The 15,121-nt window shown below is 74.3% G+C and carries 14 protein-coding genes and 1 pseudogene; 4 read left to right on the top strand and 11 right to left on the bottom strand.

Translation table 11 applies throughout. The features are described from left to right. Positions 1-12 precede the first annotated feature (12 nt). The 6 genes and pseudogenes from IEY37_RS02200 to IEY37_RS02180 all read right to left on the bottom strand — a co-directional run. Positions 13-219, bottom strand: coding sequence for a hypothetical protein (locus IEY37_RS02200; RefSeq protein ID WP_188939837.1), 207 nt, complete (start codon positions 217-219; stop codon positions 13-15). 40 nt (positions 220-259) lie between these two features. Continuing rightward, positions 260-2,065, bottom strand: coding sequence for an AMP-dependent synthetase/ligase (locus IEY37_RS02195; RefSeq protein WP_308426358.1), 1,806 nt, complete (start codon positions 2,063-2,065; stop codon positions 260-262). 85 nt (positions 2,066-2,150) lie between these two features. After that, entirely contained in the window at positions 2,151-2,507 is a 357-nt protein-coding gene (locus tag IEY37_RS21805; RefSeq protein WP_229673599.1) for a hypothetical protein, read from the bottom strand. 149 nt (positions 2,508-2,656) lie between these two features. Then, complete coding sequence (locus IEY37_RS02190; protein WP_229673597.1) at positions 2,657-3,568, bottom strand: transglutaminase family protein; 912 nt, start codon at positions 3,566-3,568, stop codon at positions 2,657-2,659. Then, positions 3,565-4,689 carry an alpha-E domain-containing protein gene (locus tag IEY37_RS02185; protein WP_188939835.1) on the bottom strand — a complete coding sequence of 375 codons (1,125 nt, stop codon included), beginning with the start codon at positions 4,687-4,689 and terminating at the stop codon, positions 3,565-3,567. Before IEY37_RS02185 ends, IEY37_RS02190 begins: the two co-directional genes overlap by 4 nt. A 368-nt stretch (positions 4,690-5,057) precedes the next feature. Beyond that, positions 5,058-6,587 (bottom strand): annotated as a pseudogene (locus tag IEY37_RS02180) (circularly permuted type 2 ATP-grasp protein); the annotation flags it as partial. Between the two features lie 318 nt (positions 6,588-6,905). Between IEY37_RS02180 and IEY37_RS02175 the strand changes: the two are divergent. Both IEY37_RS02175 and IEY37_RS02170 read left to right on the top strand, forming a co-directional pair. Then, a complete protein-coding gene (locus IEY37_RS02175; RefSeq protein WP_188939834.1) occupies positions 6,906-7,859 on the top strand; it encodes a cation diffusion facilitator family transporter in 954 nt (317 codons plus the stop codon). Between the two features lie 15 nt (positions 7,860-7,874). Beyond that, positions 7,875-8,195, top strand: coding sequence for a thiamine-binding protein (locus IEY37_RS02170; protein ID WP_188939833.1), 321 nt, complete (start codon positions 7,875-7,877; stop codon positions 8,193-8,195). 66 nt (positions 8,196-8,261) lie between these two features. Here IEY37_RS02170 and IEY37_RS02165 read toward each other — a convergent pair whose 3' ends face one another. Continuing rightward, positions 8,262-8,684, bottom strand: coding sequence for a rhodanese-like domain-containing protein (locus IEY37_RS02165; RefSeq protein WP_188939832.1), 423 nt, complete (start codon positions 8,682-8,684; stop codon positions 8,262-8,264). Positions 8,685-8,857: 173 nt separating this feature from the next. Next, a complete protein-coding gene (locus IEY37_RS02160) occupies positions 8,858-9,151 on the bottom strand; it encodes a hypothetical protein (RefSeq protein ID WP_188939831.1) in 294 nt (97 codons plus the stop codon). A 348-nt stretch (positions 9,152-9,499) separates the two neighbouring features. Here IEY37_RS02160 and IEY37_RS02155 point away from each other — a divergent pair, with 348 nt between their 5' ends. Then, positions 9,500-10,000, top strand: a complete 501-nt coding sequence (locus IEY37_RS02155; protein WP_229673593.1) for a hypothetical protein — start codon at positions 9,500-9,502, stop codon at positions 9,998-10,000. 169 nt (positions 10,001-10,169) lie between these two features. Here the strand turns inward: IEY37_RS02155 and IEY37_RS02150 are convergent, their stop codons facing one another. From IEY37_RS02150 to IEY37_RS02140, 3 genes are all read right to left on the bottom strand, one after another. Continuing rightward, positions 10,170-11,408, bottom strand: coding sequence for a G1 family glutamic endopeptidase (locus IEY37_RS02150; RefSeq protein ID WP_188939829.1), 1,239 nt, complete (start codon positions 11,406-11,408; stop codon positions 10,170-10,172). Between the two features lie 217 nt (positions 11,409-11,625). Continuing rightward, on the bottom strand, positions 11,626-12,249 hold the full coding sequence (locus IEY37_RS02145) for a superoxide dismutase (RefSeq protein WP_188939828.1): 624 nt from the start codon (positions 12,247-12,249) through the stop codon (positions 11,626-11,628). Positions 12,250-12,404: 155 nt separating this feature from the next. Then, positions 12,405-14,195, bottom strand: coding sequence for a dolichyl-phosphate-mannose--protein mannosyltransferase (locus IEY37_RS02140; RefSeq protein ID WP_188939827.1), 1,791 nt, complete (start codon positions 14,193-14,195; stop codon positions 12,405-12,407). A gap of 24 nt (positions 14,196-14,219) precedes the next feature. Between IEY37_RS02140 and rsmI the strand changes: the two genes are divergently transcribed. Further along, positions 14,220-15,092, top strand: coding sequence for a 16S rRNA (cytidine(1402)-2'-O)-methyltransferase (rsmI, locus tag IEY37_RS02135; protein ID WP_229673591.1), 873 nt, complete (start codon positions 14,220-14,222; stop codon positions 15,090-15,092). Positions 15,093-15,121 lie beyond the last annotated feature (29 nt).

Raw genomic sequence — 15,121 nt, 5'->3', positions numbered from 1 at the left:
ATGTCGTCGACGTCAGCCGCCGCCCTGCACCGACAGCACGGTGAAGCCGTAGGCGGCGATCGCCCCCAGGACCAGGAACAGCACCAGGTCGACCACCACGGTCAGCGGTCCGTGGCTGCGCCCGGGCACCGCATCGCGCGGCAGGACGATGTGGGCCAGCAGGGCGCCGCCGACGGCCATCACGACGACGGACCACAGCGGCAGGCCGAGCACGGTCATCGGGGGAGCGTAGGACCGGCCGCAGGCGGACGGAAGGCGCTCAGCGGTAGAGCTCGTCGAGCTCCTGCACGTACTGGTTCTCCACCGTGCGGCGGCGCACCTTCATCGACGGCGTCAGCTCGCCGGCCTCCACGGACAGGTCCCGGGCCAGCACGACGAACTTCTTGATCGTCTCCCACCGCTCGAGCCGGCTGTTGAGCTCGTCGACGCCGCTCTGCACCAGCTCCTGCACCGCGGGATGCCGTGACAGCTCGGCCATGTCGAGCGCGCCGAGCCCGTGCTGGTCGGCCCAGCCCTTCATGGCGTCGGGGTCGAGGGTGATGAGCGCGGACGCGAACCGCCGGGACTCGCCGTGCACCACGATGTGCGAGGCGTACGGGAACACCGCCTTGAAGACGCCCTCGATCTTCTGCGGCGAGACGTACTTGCCGCCGGAGGTCTTGATCATGTCCTTCTTGCGGTCGGTGACGCGCAGGTAGCCGTCCGAGAGCTCGCCGATGTCGCCGGTGTGCAGCCAGCCGTCCGGGTCCAGGACGTCGTCGGTGGCCTCCGGCAGGCCGTGGTACCCGGTCATCACACCACCGCCGCGGACGAGGATCTCGCCGTCCGACGCGATCATGAACTCGGTGCCGGGCAGCGGCGGGCCGACCGTGCCGATGCGGGTGTCCTGCGGCAGGTTCACCGCGCAGGCGGCGCTGGTCTCGGTGAGCCCGTAGCCCTCGAGCACGGTGAGCCCGGCGGCGTCGAACCACTCGGCCACCTCGCGCGACAGCGGGGCCGATCCCGACACGAAGAACCGGATGCGGCCGCCCATCGCCGCGCGGATCTTGCGGAACACCAGGGCGTCGGCCACCGTGAGCCGGGCCGCGGTCCAGCGGTCCACGGGCGCCCGGCGCTGCCGGGTGCGGGAGGCCGCCAGGCCGACCCGGAAGGCCCAGTCGAAGATCCTGGCCTGGATCCCGCCGTGGCCCTGGGTGCGCAGCGTGACCGTGGCCCGGACCTTCTCGAAGATCCGCGGCGCGCCGCCCATGAACGTCGGCTTCACCTGGCCGAGGTTCTCCACGATCCGGCTCAGGTCGCCGTCGACGGCGGTGGCGAAGCCGATCTCGAGCTGGATGCCGATGAGCATCTTGCCGAGCACGTGCGACAGCGGCAGCCACAGGTACTGCAGGTCCGCCGGGGTGAGCAGGTCGAGCTCGGCGACGGCCCGGCCCTCGTACGTCCAGTTGGCGTGGCTGAGCCGGACGCCCTTGGGCCGGCCGGTCGTGCCGGAGGTGTAGACGAGCGTCGCCAGGTGGTCGGGGGTCAGCGCGTCGACCCGCTCGTCGACCGCGTCCGGCCGCCGGGCGAGCAGGTCACGGCCGCGCGCCGCGAGCTCCTGCAGGGTGAGCACGTCGACGCCGTCCGGCGCCGTCACGTCGGCGGCCGGTTCGATGACCACCACCGCGCGCAGCTGCGGCAGCTCCGACTCGCGGAGCTTGGCGACCTGCCCGGCGTCCTCGGCGATGACCACGACGCAGCCCGAGTCGCCGACGATGTACCCCACCTCGTCGGCGGCCGTCGTCGGGTAGACGGTGGTGGTGGCCGCGCCGGCGCACATGACGGCCAGGTCCGCGACGATCCACTCGATGCGGGTGCCGGACGCGATGCCGACCCGCTCGCCGACGGCCACGCCGAGGTCGACCAGGCCGGCCGCCAGCTCCCAGACCCTGGTCCTGGTGTCCTGCCAGGTCAGGCTCTGCCAGCCGGACCCGTCGCGGTAGCGGAACGCCTCGGCCGCCGGCGTGCGCCGCACGCGGTCGACGAACTGGTGCGCGAAGGACACGCCGTGCTGGGTGGTGGTCACTGTCGTCCCTTTCGAGGCGCCCGTGCGGGACCGGGTGCCGACGACCCTATGCGGTGCCGTCCGGGCGCCCGGACGGACGAGGTGCTCACGTGTCCGTCGACCCCGGCGTGGTGCCTCGCGGGCGCGCGTGGTCCCGGACCACCTCGTCGTCGGCCCAGGAGCCGCCGACCGGGTCCACGTCGAGCTCGCCCTCGTCCCGGACGACCTCCTGGGCACCCCATCCGGGCCGGTCGGCGGTGTCGGGCTGGGTGCCGTGGTCGCGAACGACCTCGTCGGCCCGCCAGCCGCCGGGTGCGGGGGCCGTGGTCGCCGTCCCGTGGTCGCGGACCTCCTCGTCGGCGGACCAGCCGCGGGCGCCGGCGGTCTCACCGCCGGGCGCGTCGGCCGGGACATCGCGGGGCGCCGGCTCGTCCGGCGCGGACGGCGTGGACGGTGGTGTCATGGCGGTCCCTCCTGCCTGTGGCGGACCCCACCATCGTGCCCCGCTCGGGCCGGATCCGCCCGCGACGGGGCCTCCGGGACGCCGGGTGCCGACCCGGCCGGCTTCGCGGACCGGCCCGGGTCCGGACCGCGGCCCGCAGCCGGGCGGGTTCAGCGGACCCGGGTGACCCGGACGGTGACCTCGTTGCCGGTCGCCGCCGGCCCCGCGTAGACACCCTTCACCGGCGGCACGTCCCGGTAGTCCCGGCCGCGGCCGACGACGACGTGGGCATGTCCGGGCGGAGCGCCGTTGGTCGGGTCGAACGCGGTCCACGCGCCGTCCCACCACTCCACCCAGGAGTGCGACTCGCCGACGACGGTGCGGCCGATCTCGGCGTCCGGCTGCGGGTGCAGGTAGCCGGAGACGTACCGGGCCGGGATCCGCACGGCCCGCAGCAACGCCACCGCGAGGTGCGAGAAGTCCTGGCAGACACCGCGGCGCTCGTGCCAGGCCTCCACGGCCGAGGTGTGCACGCCGGTGGCGCCCTGCTCGTAGGTCAGCCGGCGGCGGATCAGGTCGCAGACCGCGCGCCCGGCTGCGGCGGGTGTCGCGGACGACTCGCGGAGCTGCTGCGCGACGCCCAGCAGCTCGTCGTCGAGTTCGGTCAGCGGGGTCGGGCTGAGGAACTCCTCCTGCGTGTCCGACACGTCGGCGCCGGCCAGCGCGTCCCAGTCCAGGTGCGGGACCGGGTCGCGGGACGGGATGTCGAAGGTCTCGACGGTGGAGGTGGCGGTCACCGTGAGATGCCGGTGGGGACGGTGCACGTCGAACGCGGCGACGCGGGTGCCCCAGTGGTCGACGTAGGGCAGCACTCCCTCGAACGGGTCGATCTCCAGCCGGGACGACAGCACGGACTGTCCGGCCTCCTCGGCCGGCTGCATCCGGACCTCGTTGTAGGACGTGGTCACGGTGTCCGGGTAGGTCAGGGCGGTGCGGTGCACGATCTGCAGCCGCCAGACGTCCCCGGTCCAGTAGGCGGGCTGCGGCGCCGGACCGGCGGCGTCGTGGGCGGAGACGGTCACGCGAGACCTCCGGGCAGGGCGGGGGCGGTGGCCACGGGCGCGCCGGGCTGCACCGGCAGCGTGACCGGCGGCCGGGACGCTGGGCTGCCGGCCGGGGCCGCGGGGGAGCCGGGCGCCGATCGCCGCTGCCCTGAGAGGTGCTGCGCCGAGAGGTGCTGCGCCGCCAGCTGTTCCGCTCCGATCGTGGCCCAGGTGACCTCGTCGCCGCGCCGGAAGAAGGACCGGCTGACCGCCACGTGGGCGCTGTGCACGGTCCGTTGCAGGGCCGCGAGCAGGGTGGGCAGCTCGGCCGGCAGCTCGGTGCCGGTGCGGTAGTCCAGTCCGGTGCGGGTGCGGCCGACGATCCGCCGGGCGCTCGACGGGTCCCGGCGTGGGTCGCGCACCGGCGACCCGGACAGCGCCTCCAGCTCGGCCAGCGACGTCTCGGCCGCGGTGAGCGACCGCAGCACCGAGCGCGGGAAGCGGCGGTCGAGCAGCACGAACGCGGCGGCGGTGTGCTGCCCGACCATGCCGCCGTGCTCGCGGACGTAGGGCTCCCATCCGCCGCAGGCGGAGACCAGGGCGCGCCACGGCGGCACGGACCCGGTCTGCGAGTCGGCGGCCGCGAGCAGCCGGATCGTCATGTCGGCGCGCTCGAGCGCGCGCCCGACGGCCAGGAAGTGCCAGCCCTCGTCGTGACTCATCACCTCGTCGACCAGGCCGGCCGACATGGCGCAGCGCTCGGCCACCCAGCGCAGGTAGGTGTGCGGCCCGCCGCCGGACGAGGTGCGGCTGCGCAGCCCGTGCCACGTCACGTTCAGGCACTCCCAGACGTCCAGCGGCAGCGCGTCGCGCACGCCGCGGGCGTTGTCCCGGGCCGCCATCAGGGCACCGGACACCGAGGACGGCCGCTCGGGGTCGAACACCAGGGTGCGGACGAGCTGGCTCGGGTCGGCGCCCTCGAGCTCGGTGTCGCCCCGCAACCCCATGGACTCCACCAGCGACCGGATGACCTGGTGGTCCGTCTGCCACGAGCCGGTGGGCAGCAGGTGCAGGTAGGTGTCCAGGATGCGGGCCGTGCAGTCGGCCCGCTCGACGTGCCGTCCCAGCCAGTACAGCGACTCGGCGATGCGGCTCAGCACGCCGGGCTCCCGCCGGTCTGCGCCGCCGCGTCGCCCGGGATGCCCGGAGCCGGCCCGCGCGGGACCGGCTGGCTGCCGCGCCGGCCCTGGCGGTCCTGCCGGCGGTCCTGCTGCCGGCCCTGCTGCTGCTGGCCCTGCTGGTGGCGCAGGCCGGGGTCGGCGACGTCCGGCTCCACCGGCGCCTCGAACAGGAAGGCGCCGGTGTCCTGCGCGCCGCCGGACCAGCCCCAGCTGCCCTCGCCCTGCCACTGGCCGGCCCTGCCCTGGGACTGGCCCTGCCACTGGCCGGCCCCGCCCTGGGACCGGCCCTGCCATGGGGCGGCCGCGTCGTCCGTCCGGTCCTGCCACGGGGCGGTCCCGTCCGGCCCGTCCGCCCGGTCCGGCCCGTCCGGCGCGGTGCCGCCCGGCACCGGCGCGGCCGGACCCGCGACCCCGGGGACACCGCCGGTGGACCGGTCGTCCGCGCGGCGCCCGGCGAGCACCCAGGTGTCCTTGGACCCGCCGCCCTGCGACGAGTTCACGACGAGCTCGCCCTCCGGCAGCGCCACCCGGGTCAGACCGCCGGGCAGCACCCAGACCGAGCTGCCGTCGTTCACCGCGAACGGGCGAAGGTCGACGTGCCGCGGCCGCATCCGGTCGCCGATCAGCGTCGGCACCGTGGACAGCGCGATCTCCCGCTGAGCGATGAAGCCGCGGGGGTTGTCCAGGATGGCCGTCCGGGTCCGGGCCAGCGTCGCGCGGTCCGCGCGCGAGCCGATGACGATGCCCTTGCCGCCGGAGCCGTCGACCGGTTTGACCACGAGTTCGGCCAGGTGCTCCAGCGCGTAGTCGCGGTGGTCCGGGTCCTCCATCCGGTAGGTGTCGACGTTCGGCAGGATCGGCTCCTCCCGCAGGTAGTACCGGATGATGTCCGGCACGTAGGTGTAGACCAGCTTGTCGTCGGCGATGCCGTTGCCGACGGCGTTGGCGATCGTCAGGTGGCCGGCCCGCGCCGCGTTGACCAGCCCCGGCGAGCCGAGCAGCGAGTCCAGCCGGAACTGCAGCGGATCGAGGAACTCGTCGTCGACCCGGCGGTAGATGACGTGCACCGGCATCTCCCCGCCGGTGGTGCGGACGTACACCCGGTTGTTGCGACAGACAAGGTCCCGGCCCTCGACCAGCTCGACGCCCATCTCGCGGGCCAGCAGGGTGTGCTCGAAGTAGGCCGAGTTGAAGACGCCGGGTGTCAGCACGACGACGGTGGGGTCGGCGACGTCCGGCGGGGCGACCGCCCAAAGCGCGGCCAGCAGCCGCCCGGGGTACTCCGAGACCGGGCGGACGTCCTGGTCGGCGGACGCCTCGGCCAGCACCTGCGCCACGGCCTGCCGGTTCTCCAGCACGTAGGACACCCCGGACGGCACCCGGACGTTGTCCTCGAGCACCCGGAAGCTGCCCTGCTCGTCCCGGATCAGGTCGACCCCGGAGATGACGATGCGGGCACCGTCCTGCGCGCCCATCCCGGCGACCTGCCGGTGGAAGTGCGGCGAGGTGGTGACGAGCCGGCGGGGCACCACGCCGTCGGCGAAGATCCGGCCGGGCCCGTAGCTGTCGGCGAGGAAGGCCTCCAGCGCCCGCACCCGCTGCGGCACGCCGTCCTGGACCACCCGCCACTCGTCGGCGGTGACGATCCGCGGGATCAGGTCCAGCGGGAACGGCCGCTCCACGCCGCCCAGGGCGAAGGTGATGCCCTGGTCCAGGAACGTCCGGCCCATGATGTCGGCGCGGGCCTTGAGGTCCGCCGCGGTGAGCGTCTGCAGCGCGCTGTGCACCGACTCGTAGGAGTCGCGGATGACCCCGGGACCGGCGAACATCTCGTCCCACGCACGGCCGAACGGGTAGTCGGCGAACAGGTCGGCCATCCCGGGAACGCTAGGTCCGGCGTGTTGCGTGACGGTCACGCCTCATTGTGTCCCGGTTACGCCGATGTGTCCTCGGCGCCCCGTCGGTGCCCCGCCCGAGGCCCGGTCGGCGTGCGGTCGGAGTCCGGTCGGCGCCCCGTCGGTGGACTGTCGTCGCCCCCGGGCCGGTCCGGAGGCGGGGCGGCCCGGGCCGCCTGGTCCGTGCGGTGCGGTGCGGGCGCCGTGTGGTGCGGCGGCGGACCTGAGACCATGTGCCGGCCGGTGCGGTGGGCGTACCGGTCACGGGCCAGCGCCCCCCGCACGCGGAGGAACACACCCATGAGTACGTCCGGCGGTACGACGGCGATCCTGGCCGCACTCGGTGCCAACCTCGGCATCGCGGTCACCAAGTTCATCGCCTTCCTGGTGTCCGGCTCGTCCTCGATGCTCGCCGAGTCGGTGCACTCGCTCGCCGATTCCGGGAACCAGGTGCTGCTGCTCGTCGGCGGGCGCCGCGCCCGCCGCGCGGCCACCGCCGAGCACCCCTTCGGATTCGGGCGCGAGCGGTACGTCTACGCGTTCATGGTGGCGATCATCCTGTTCAGCGTCGGCGGCGTGTTCTCGATCTACGAGGGCGTCCACAAGCTGCAGCACCCCGAGCCGATCGAGCAGGCATGGCTGCCGCTGGCGGTGCTGGTGATCTCGATCGGGCTGGAGTCGTTCTCGCTGCGCACGGCGCTCAAGGAGTCCGCGCCCGAGCGGCAGGGGATGTCCGTGCTGACCTTCGTCCGGCGGGCCAAGTCGCCGGAGCTGCCGGTGGTGCTGCTGGAGGACATCGCCGCGCTGACCGGGCTGGCCCTGGCGCTGATCGGCGTGGTGCTCGCCGTGGTCACCGGCGACGGCGTCTGGGACGGCGTCGGCACCGTCGCCATCGGGGTGCTGCTGGTGGTCGTCGCCATCGTGCTCGGCATCGAGACCAAGAGCCTGCTGATCGGCGAGGGTGCCTCGCCGACCGACCTGGTGACCATCCGGGCGGCGGCCGAGGCCGGCGCGGAGATCGGTTCGATCATCCACATGAAGACGCTGTACCTGGGTCCGGACGAGCTCATGGTCGGCATGAAGGTCGCGGTGACGCCGACCGAGTCCGCCGCCGGCGTCGCCGCGGCCATCAACGCCGTCGAGGAGCGGGTGCGCGCCGCACTGCCCAGCGTCGGACCGATGTACGTCGAGCCGGACATCCTGGACCCGTCCCGGGCGGCGGCCGCAGCGGTCCCGGCGCCGGCCGCCCACTGAACGGGGGAGGAAGACATGCTGGTCGCGTTCTCGGTGGCGCCGTCCGGTGACGGCGAACTGACCCGGCAGGGGCCGGCCGACTCGGTGTCGCAGGCGGTGGCCGACGCGGTCCGGGTGGTGGCGGAGTCCGGGCTGCCGTACCGGACGGACGCCATGTTCACCACGGTCGAGGGGTCCTGGGACGAGTGCATGGACGTCGTCCGGCGCGCGTCCGAGGCCGCCGGCCGCTACGGGTCGCGGGTGTCGCTGGTGCTCAAGGCCGACATCCGCCCGGGCCACACCGGCGAGCTGGACGGCAAGGTGGCCCGGGTGCAGCGGTTGCTCGACGGGTCCTGACCGCCGGGTGCGGGACGTGCCGAGGCGGGTGCTGCTGCCGGCGGCCCGACCCGGTGGGCCGCGTGCTCAGCGGCGCACGTCCGCGGGTCCGCGGTGCAGCGGCAGCCCCGCGGCCACCCACGCCTCGACACCGCCGACCAGGTCGGTGGCCCGGTGCAGGCCGACGGCCTGCAGGCTGGCCGCGGCGAGGCTGGAGCTGTAGCCCTGCCGGCACACCACCACGATTTCCCGGTCGTACGACGTCGCCTCCGGGATCCGCGACGGGCTCGCCGGGTCGAGCCGCCACTCCAGCACGGTCCGGTCGATGACCAGCGCCCCGGGCAGTTCTCCGGTCTCCGCGCGCTGGTCCGGCGTCCGGGTGTCCACCAGCAGCGCGCCGGCGGCGACCGCCGCGACCGTCTCCTGGGCGGTCCGCCGCCGGAGCGTGGCCCGGGCTCGCTCGAGGACGGCGTCGACCCCCGAGACCGCCTGCGCCGCTGTGACCGTCATACCGCGATGCCCCCCCGCCGGCGGGCCGGCGCCGACAGCGCCAGGCTAGCCGCGCGCCGCCGGCCCGCTGCCGGCAGACGGGCGCAGAGCCCGGGTGCCGGCAGCGCACCGTCCGCTGAGGGCAGGTAATCAGTGACGCGGACGGCAGGGATGGTGTCCTGCAGACCCGGCGGTCAGCCCTTCTCCGCGACATCCGGGCACGACGAGTAGTCGACGTCCGGCTGCCAGACGGTCGACCAGCAGTAGCTCATGTCCGAGGAGTCGGTGGCGGTGGCGCCGGCCTGCTGGGTGGGGGACGGCGCGGGCGTGGCGGCCTGCGCGGGAGCTGCGACGGCGACGCCGAAGCCGCCGAACAGCAGCACCATCCCGGCGCCGGCGGCAAGACGGCGGATCGAGGAGGTCCGGGGAAGGCGGCCCGGCTCCACGTCGGTGCTGGGACGGCGGGCGGGGGATGTCGTCGTGAACATGGCGAGATCCTGCGACGGCTCGCGCCCGTTCGGACCGGTCCGATCGATCGACCAGGCGGAGGGCTCCTGTCCTCCGATCGGCGGACAGCGGGTCCGCCTGGAATGCCGGACACGCCGGCTCCCGTGCCTCCGCGAGCCCCGCCCCGTTCCGGACCACCGCGGCTGGACCGTGCGGATGTCGCCGATCCGTCGATGCCGTACGCAGGCGGTCGGCCCACCTCGCGGTGATCACCGAGGCACCCTGTGTGGATCTTGCGGGCGACTTGCAAGCCGGCCGGTCCCCGTCGCAAGCGCCCGTCGCAGCCGGCTCCAAGTCCGCCGAAAGGGGTGCGGCCGACAGTCGTCACCATGCGTTGCGCCTGCCCGGATTCCGCCGTGGTCCTGTCCGCCCCCCTCGCCGTGCCGTCGACCTCCGGATGGGCCGCGGTCCTGCGGCGTCACCTGCTGACCGCGGTGACGGCGGCCGCGCTGCTGCTGGGTCTGGCACTGGGCGGTCTGCTGGGCGGGACGACGGTGCTGGCCGGCGGCGCTGGGATGGCTCCCGCCGGGGCGCTGCAACCGGCTGGCGGCACGGCTCCGGTGACGGCCGGTCTCCCGGACCTGGCCCGGCCGTCGGCGGCGGTCCCGGGCACGGGTGTCGGGGGCGGTGCCGCGGTGGCGGCCCCGGCCGGCGACCCGATGGCGCTGCCGGACCTGGCCGCGGGCGGCCTGCTGGCCACCGGGCGGTTCCTGTCCGACGTCGTGCCTGCGGCGGTCGGCGACCTCGCCGGGGCGCTGCACGACTGGTCGACGGCCCGGTCGGTGCTGGCGGCGGTCCGGGCGGCGGAGGCCCACCCGGCGGGCCGCTGATCCGGCCCCGCCGGGTGGCCGACCCGGACACCGGTACCGGCACCTGGACCGGGCACTGCCGACCGGCATCGACGGCCCGTGGAACGGCGACACCCGGTGGTCCGGACGGACCACCGGGTGTCGTGGATCGTGCCGCCGGGCCCGGGGCCGTGTCGCCCCGGGCCGCGGATCACCAGCCGCCGCCCCAGGCGAACGCGGAGGTGCCGGAGCCGGAGCTGCCCGCGGCTGCGCCGACGGCCTCGTCGCTGCCGGTGTCGCCCGTCGTGCCGGTGTCGCCGGTGGAGCCGTCGCCGGAACCCCAGCCGCCGGTGCTCCAGCCGCCGGTGCTCCACGGGTCGACCAGCGTCCAGCCGTTGCCCAGGTCGGTCCAGCCGGAGCCGGACAGGTCACCGGTGCCGCGGCCCCAGCCGCCCATCGACCACGGGTCCAGCCCGCCCGGGCCGCCACCGGGATAGCCACCGGCACTGCTGCCCGACCCGCTGCCCGACCCGCTGCCCGACCCGCTGCCCGACCCGCTGCCCGACCCGCTGCCCGACCCGCTGCCCGACCCGCTGCCACGGCCCGATCCGCCGGCCGATCCGGTGCCGGTCGATCCCTCGGCCTTCCAGGTGACCGTGAAGGTGTCGTCGCCGGTCAGCGGGGACACCGTGGCCATCGTGGTGCCGCTGCGGTCGGCGAGTTCGATCTTCCGGGCGTTCGACAGCGTGCCGATGCGCTTTCCGTCGACCCGGATGTCGGAGAAGGTCTCGGAGCCGAAATCGGCCAGCGGCAGCACGCTCTCGGTGCGACCGTCGGACGGCGCCTCGCTGATGATCTCGGCCGAGGCGTTCTCGGCGTCCGGCGCCTGACCGGTGACAGTCTTGGTCCAGCCGCGCGTCCGGTCGGTGAGCACCAGCCGGTAACCGGAGTCGGTCGAGGTCACCGACGCCGTCATGGAGTCGCCAGGCTTCACCGTCTGCGGCAGCGTGACGGACGCCGCGGGGTAGAACTCGTACCAGGTCGAGTAGCTGGGCGTGCCGTTGTCGCAGTCGCTGGACGTGCCGATCTGCTCGACCGACTCGCTGCCGTCCCCGTCCAGGCCTACCCAGTGGGCGCTGTAGGCGGTCCGGCGCGGCGCGCAGGTCACCGTGGGCACCGTCCAGGACGCCGACACCGACGTGTAGGTGCCACCGGTGACCTCCCAGCCGGCCCAGTCGGCGCTGACCGTGCTGTCGGCGGTCGAGTCGGACGGTGCGGCGACCACCGACGGCGGCGTCGCACCCGCCACCCCGCTGCCCACGCCGAGCATCAGCACACCGGCCGCGGCACCGACCACGGCCCGCCGTGCGGTCCGCCGGTGGCGGGAGGCGCGGGTGTCGGTGGTGGCGGGGTCCGGCGACGCGGCGCCGGCGGCAGAACGCACAGTCATGTTCGAGGCCCTCCGGGATCGGCCGCCCGAGGTCGGCGGCCACTGCGGTCCACGGTGGGACGGCTGTCTGTGCGGGGGACGTGAGCGGGCGTACCGGAGGCTGAGGACTTGCAAAGAATGGAGCGAGAGCAACGATCCGGCCGTCACCGGGCCGGGAGACGGCGACGCCCCCACCCGGTGGGGGCGGGGGCGTCGCGGACCTCTGGCTGCGGACGGGTCAGAGGATGACCAGGCCCGCGGTGTTCGCCTTGGCGGCGGCGAAGCGCGCCTGGGCGTCGGCCCAGTTCACGACGTTCCACCAGGCTTTGACGTAGTCCGCCTTGACGTTCTTGTACTGCAGGTAGAAGGCGTGCTCCCAGACGTCGACCATCAGCACCGGGATCTGCGCCGCCGGGATGTTGCCCTGCTGGTCGTACAGCTGGAAGATGTTCAGCCGCTGGCCCAGGGAGTCCCAGGCGAGCACCGACCAGCCGGAACCCATCACGGACGTGGCGTTGGCGGTGAACTGCTTCTGGAAGGCGTCGAACGAGCCGAAGAACTCGTCGATCGCCGCGGCCAGCTCGCCGTCGGGACGGTCGCCGCCGTTCGGCGACAGGCTCGGCCACCAGATCGAGTGGTTGACGTGGCCGCCGAGGTTGAAGGCCAGCTTCTTCTCCAGGCCCGGCAGCGTGCCGAACGACTCCTTCTCGCGGGCCTCGGCGAGCTGCTCGAGGGCCTCGTTCGCGGTCGTCACGTACGTCTGGTGGTGCTTGGTGTAGTGCAGCTCGGTGATCTGCCCGGAGATGTGCGGCTCGAGCGCCCCGAAATCGTAGGGCAGGTCCGGAAGGGTGTACGGGGCCATGCGGTGCTCCTTCGACGTGTCGGTGCAAGTCGGTCCGAGATCCACCGTATACCCGTGGCGCGGAGCGGCACCGGCCGCCCGAGCCGGTCACCGCGGACGCCGGAAGGGTTGCGCCACAACGGCTCTGACAGAGTCGTCGGGGAGCCGTGGCGGGATCACCCCCAGGACGGCAGCCAGGTCTCGGCGGTCAGCCGGTCCTGCGTGATCGGGTCGCCCTGCAGGATCGGCAGCAGCCAGATGAAGTTGGCCACCACCAGCCCCACGTAGACGGCCACCACCGCCACCGACAGGAACCGTTTCTCCACCCCGGCGCGGGCCCGGCCGAGGACGTCGCCGAGCACCAGGCTGATGCCGATGACCAGGAACGGCGCCAGCGGGGTGACGTAGAAGAAGTACATCTGGCGGTCGAGGTTGAAGAACCAGGGGACGTACCCGGCCCCGTAGCCGACCAGCACCGCGGCGTAGCGCCAGTCGAGCCGGCCGATCGCCCGCCACAGCGCCCAGCCGGCGACGAACAGCGACACCCACCACAGCGCCGGCGTGCCGATCAGGAAGATCCGGCCGATGCAGTCGGTACGTCCGTCGCCGCAGCCGCTCTGCCCCGAGGACACGTAGTAGAGCACCGGCCGGGTGCCGATCGGCCACGTCCAGGGCTTGGACTCCCACGGGTGCCGGTCCGCGGGGTTGGTCGGGGTGAGCAGGCTGGAGTGGAAGTCGAGCATCTTCCACGTCCACTGCCACAGCGAGTTGTGCCAGACCGCGGCGATCTTCTGCAGCCCGGTGCTGGTCCAGTTCTCGGTGTCGGCGACGAAGATGTGCCGGGCCCACCCGTCCTCGGAGGCGAACCAGGCCCACCACGACGCGACGTAGGTCGCGATCGGCACGACCGCCAGGGACCAGAGCGAGGGCAGCAGGTCGCGCCGGATCACGGCCACCACCGGGGTGCGGATGCCAGCCTCGCGCCGCGCGGTGATGTCCCAGACGACGCTGAGGATGCCGAACGCGGCGATCCAGTAGAAGCCGGACCACTTGACCGACGTGGTCAGCCCCAGGAACAGCCCGCATCCGAAGCGCCACCAGCGGGCGCCCAGCGCGACGCCCGCGCGCTCGCCGCTGCGCCGCCAGAATCCCGGGCCGCGGGTGGGCAAGAAGGCGTCGGGGTCGGCGACCGACCGGTTCAGCCGGGCCCGCACCTGGTCCCGGTCGGCGATCAGACAGGCGAACGCCGCGAGGATGAACAGCTCCTGGAACACGTCGAGCAGCGCCGTGCGGGCCTGCACGTGGCTGACCCCGTCGCAGATGACCAGCACGCCGGCGATGGCGCCGACCAGCGTGGAGCGGGTCATCCGGCGGACCACCCGGACCATCAGGGCGATGATGATCGTCCCGGCCACCACCGACGAGATCCGCCAGCCGGTCGGGTTGTAGCCCAGCAGCATCTCGCCGAGCGCGATGATCTGCTTGCCCAGCGGCGGGTGCACCACCACGCCGAACGCCTGGTTGTCCTCGATGCCGCCGTTGCGGATGACCTCGGCGGCCTGCACGGCGTAGTACTTCTCGTCGAACAGCGGCGTGGGGACCGATCCGGACCCGCCGACCCCCCCATCAGCGGCCTGCCCCACGTTCCACAGCCGCAGCAGCCCGCCGATCAGCGCCAGCCCGGCGGTGACCAGCCAGGCGCGCAGCCGGTCGGTCGGCGGGTCGGGCAGCCGGCGCCGCTCCGGACGCACCGGGCGGCGCACGGGCGGCACCTCGCCGATCGCCACCACGTCGGCGGCCGGGTCCGGCCGGGCCTGGCTCGGGTCCAGATCGTCGACCAGCGGGACGGTGCTGCCGCGGCCGGTGCGGTGCAGGGCCGAGGGGTCCGGCGGCGTCCCCCCGTCGGGACCGTCACCCGCGGCGGGCGATCGGCCGCCGGCAGGGTCGACGAGCGGCGGGGCGGTCATGCCCGCGATCGTAAGGTGGGCCCGGTGAACACCGGCGTGAACCCGGACGCCGGGCGCATCGCGGGCGAGCCGCCGGGCGGCGTGCTGATCCTGGGCGGGACACCGCTGGGCCGGCCGGCCGACGCCTCGCCGGCGCTGGTCGAGGCGCTGCGCACCGCGGACCTCGTCGCGGCGGAGGACACCCGCCGGCTGCTGCGGCTGGCCGCCGACCTGGACGTGGCCGTGCACTGCCCGGTGGTGTCGTACTACGAGGCGGTGGAGGGTGCGCGGATCCCCGGCATCCTCGACCGGATCCGCGGCGGCGGCCGGGTGCTGCTGGTGACCGACGCCGGCATGCCGTCGGTGTCCGACCCGGGGTACCGGTTGGTGGCGGCGGCCGCGGCGGCGGGGCTGCGGGTCACCTCGGTCCCCGGCCCGTCTGCGGTGGTCACCGCGCTGGCGCTGTCCGGGCTGCCGTCGGACCGCTGGACGTTCGAGGGCTTCCCGCCGCGCAAGGCAGGGGAGCGGTCCAGGGCGCTGCGCGAGTTGGCCGGTGAGCGCCGGACGATGGTGTTCTTCGAGTCGGTGCACCGCATCGCCGACACGGTCGGTGCGATGGTCCAGGCGTTCGGCGCGGACCGGCCCGCCGCGCTGTGCCGGGAGCTGACCAAGATGCACGAGGAGGTCCGCCGCGGCACCCTCGGCGAGCTCGCCGCCGGCCTGGACGGTGTCCGCGGCGAAATCACACTGGTGGTGGCGGGGGCACCGGTCGTGGCGGTCGAGATCGGGGACGCCGAGCTGGCCGCACAGGTCGCCGAGCTCGTCGCCGCTGGCCGGACCCGGCGGGACGCCGTCGACGAGGTGGCCGACCGATCGGGTGTGCCGCGCCGCCGGGTGTACGACGCGGCGCACCGGTGATCGCCACCCTGCTGGACCGTGCGGGCAGG

Source organism: Nakamurella endophytica (genome assembly GCF_014646215.1).
In the GTDB taxonomy this organism is placed as follows: domain Bacteria; phylum Actinomycetota; class Actinomycetes; order Mycobacteriales; family Nakamurellaceae; genus Nakamurella; species Nakamurella endophytica.
The sequence above is the reverse complement of the archived record's forward strand: the minus strand, read 5'-3'. Positions and strand labels throughout refer to the sequence as shown.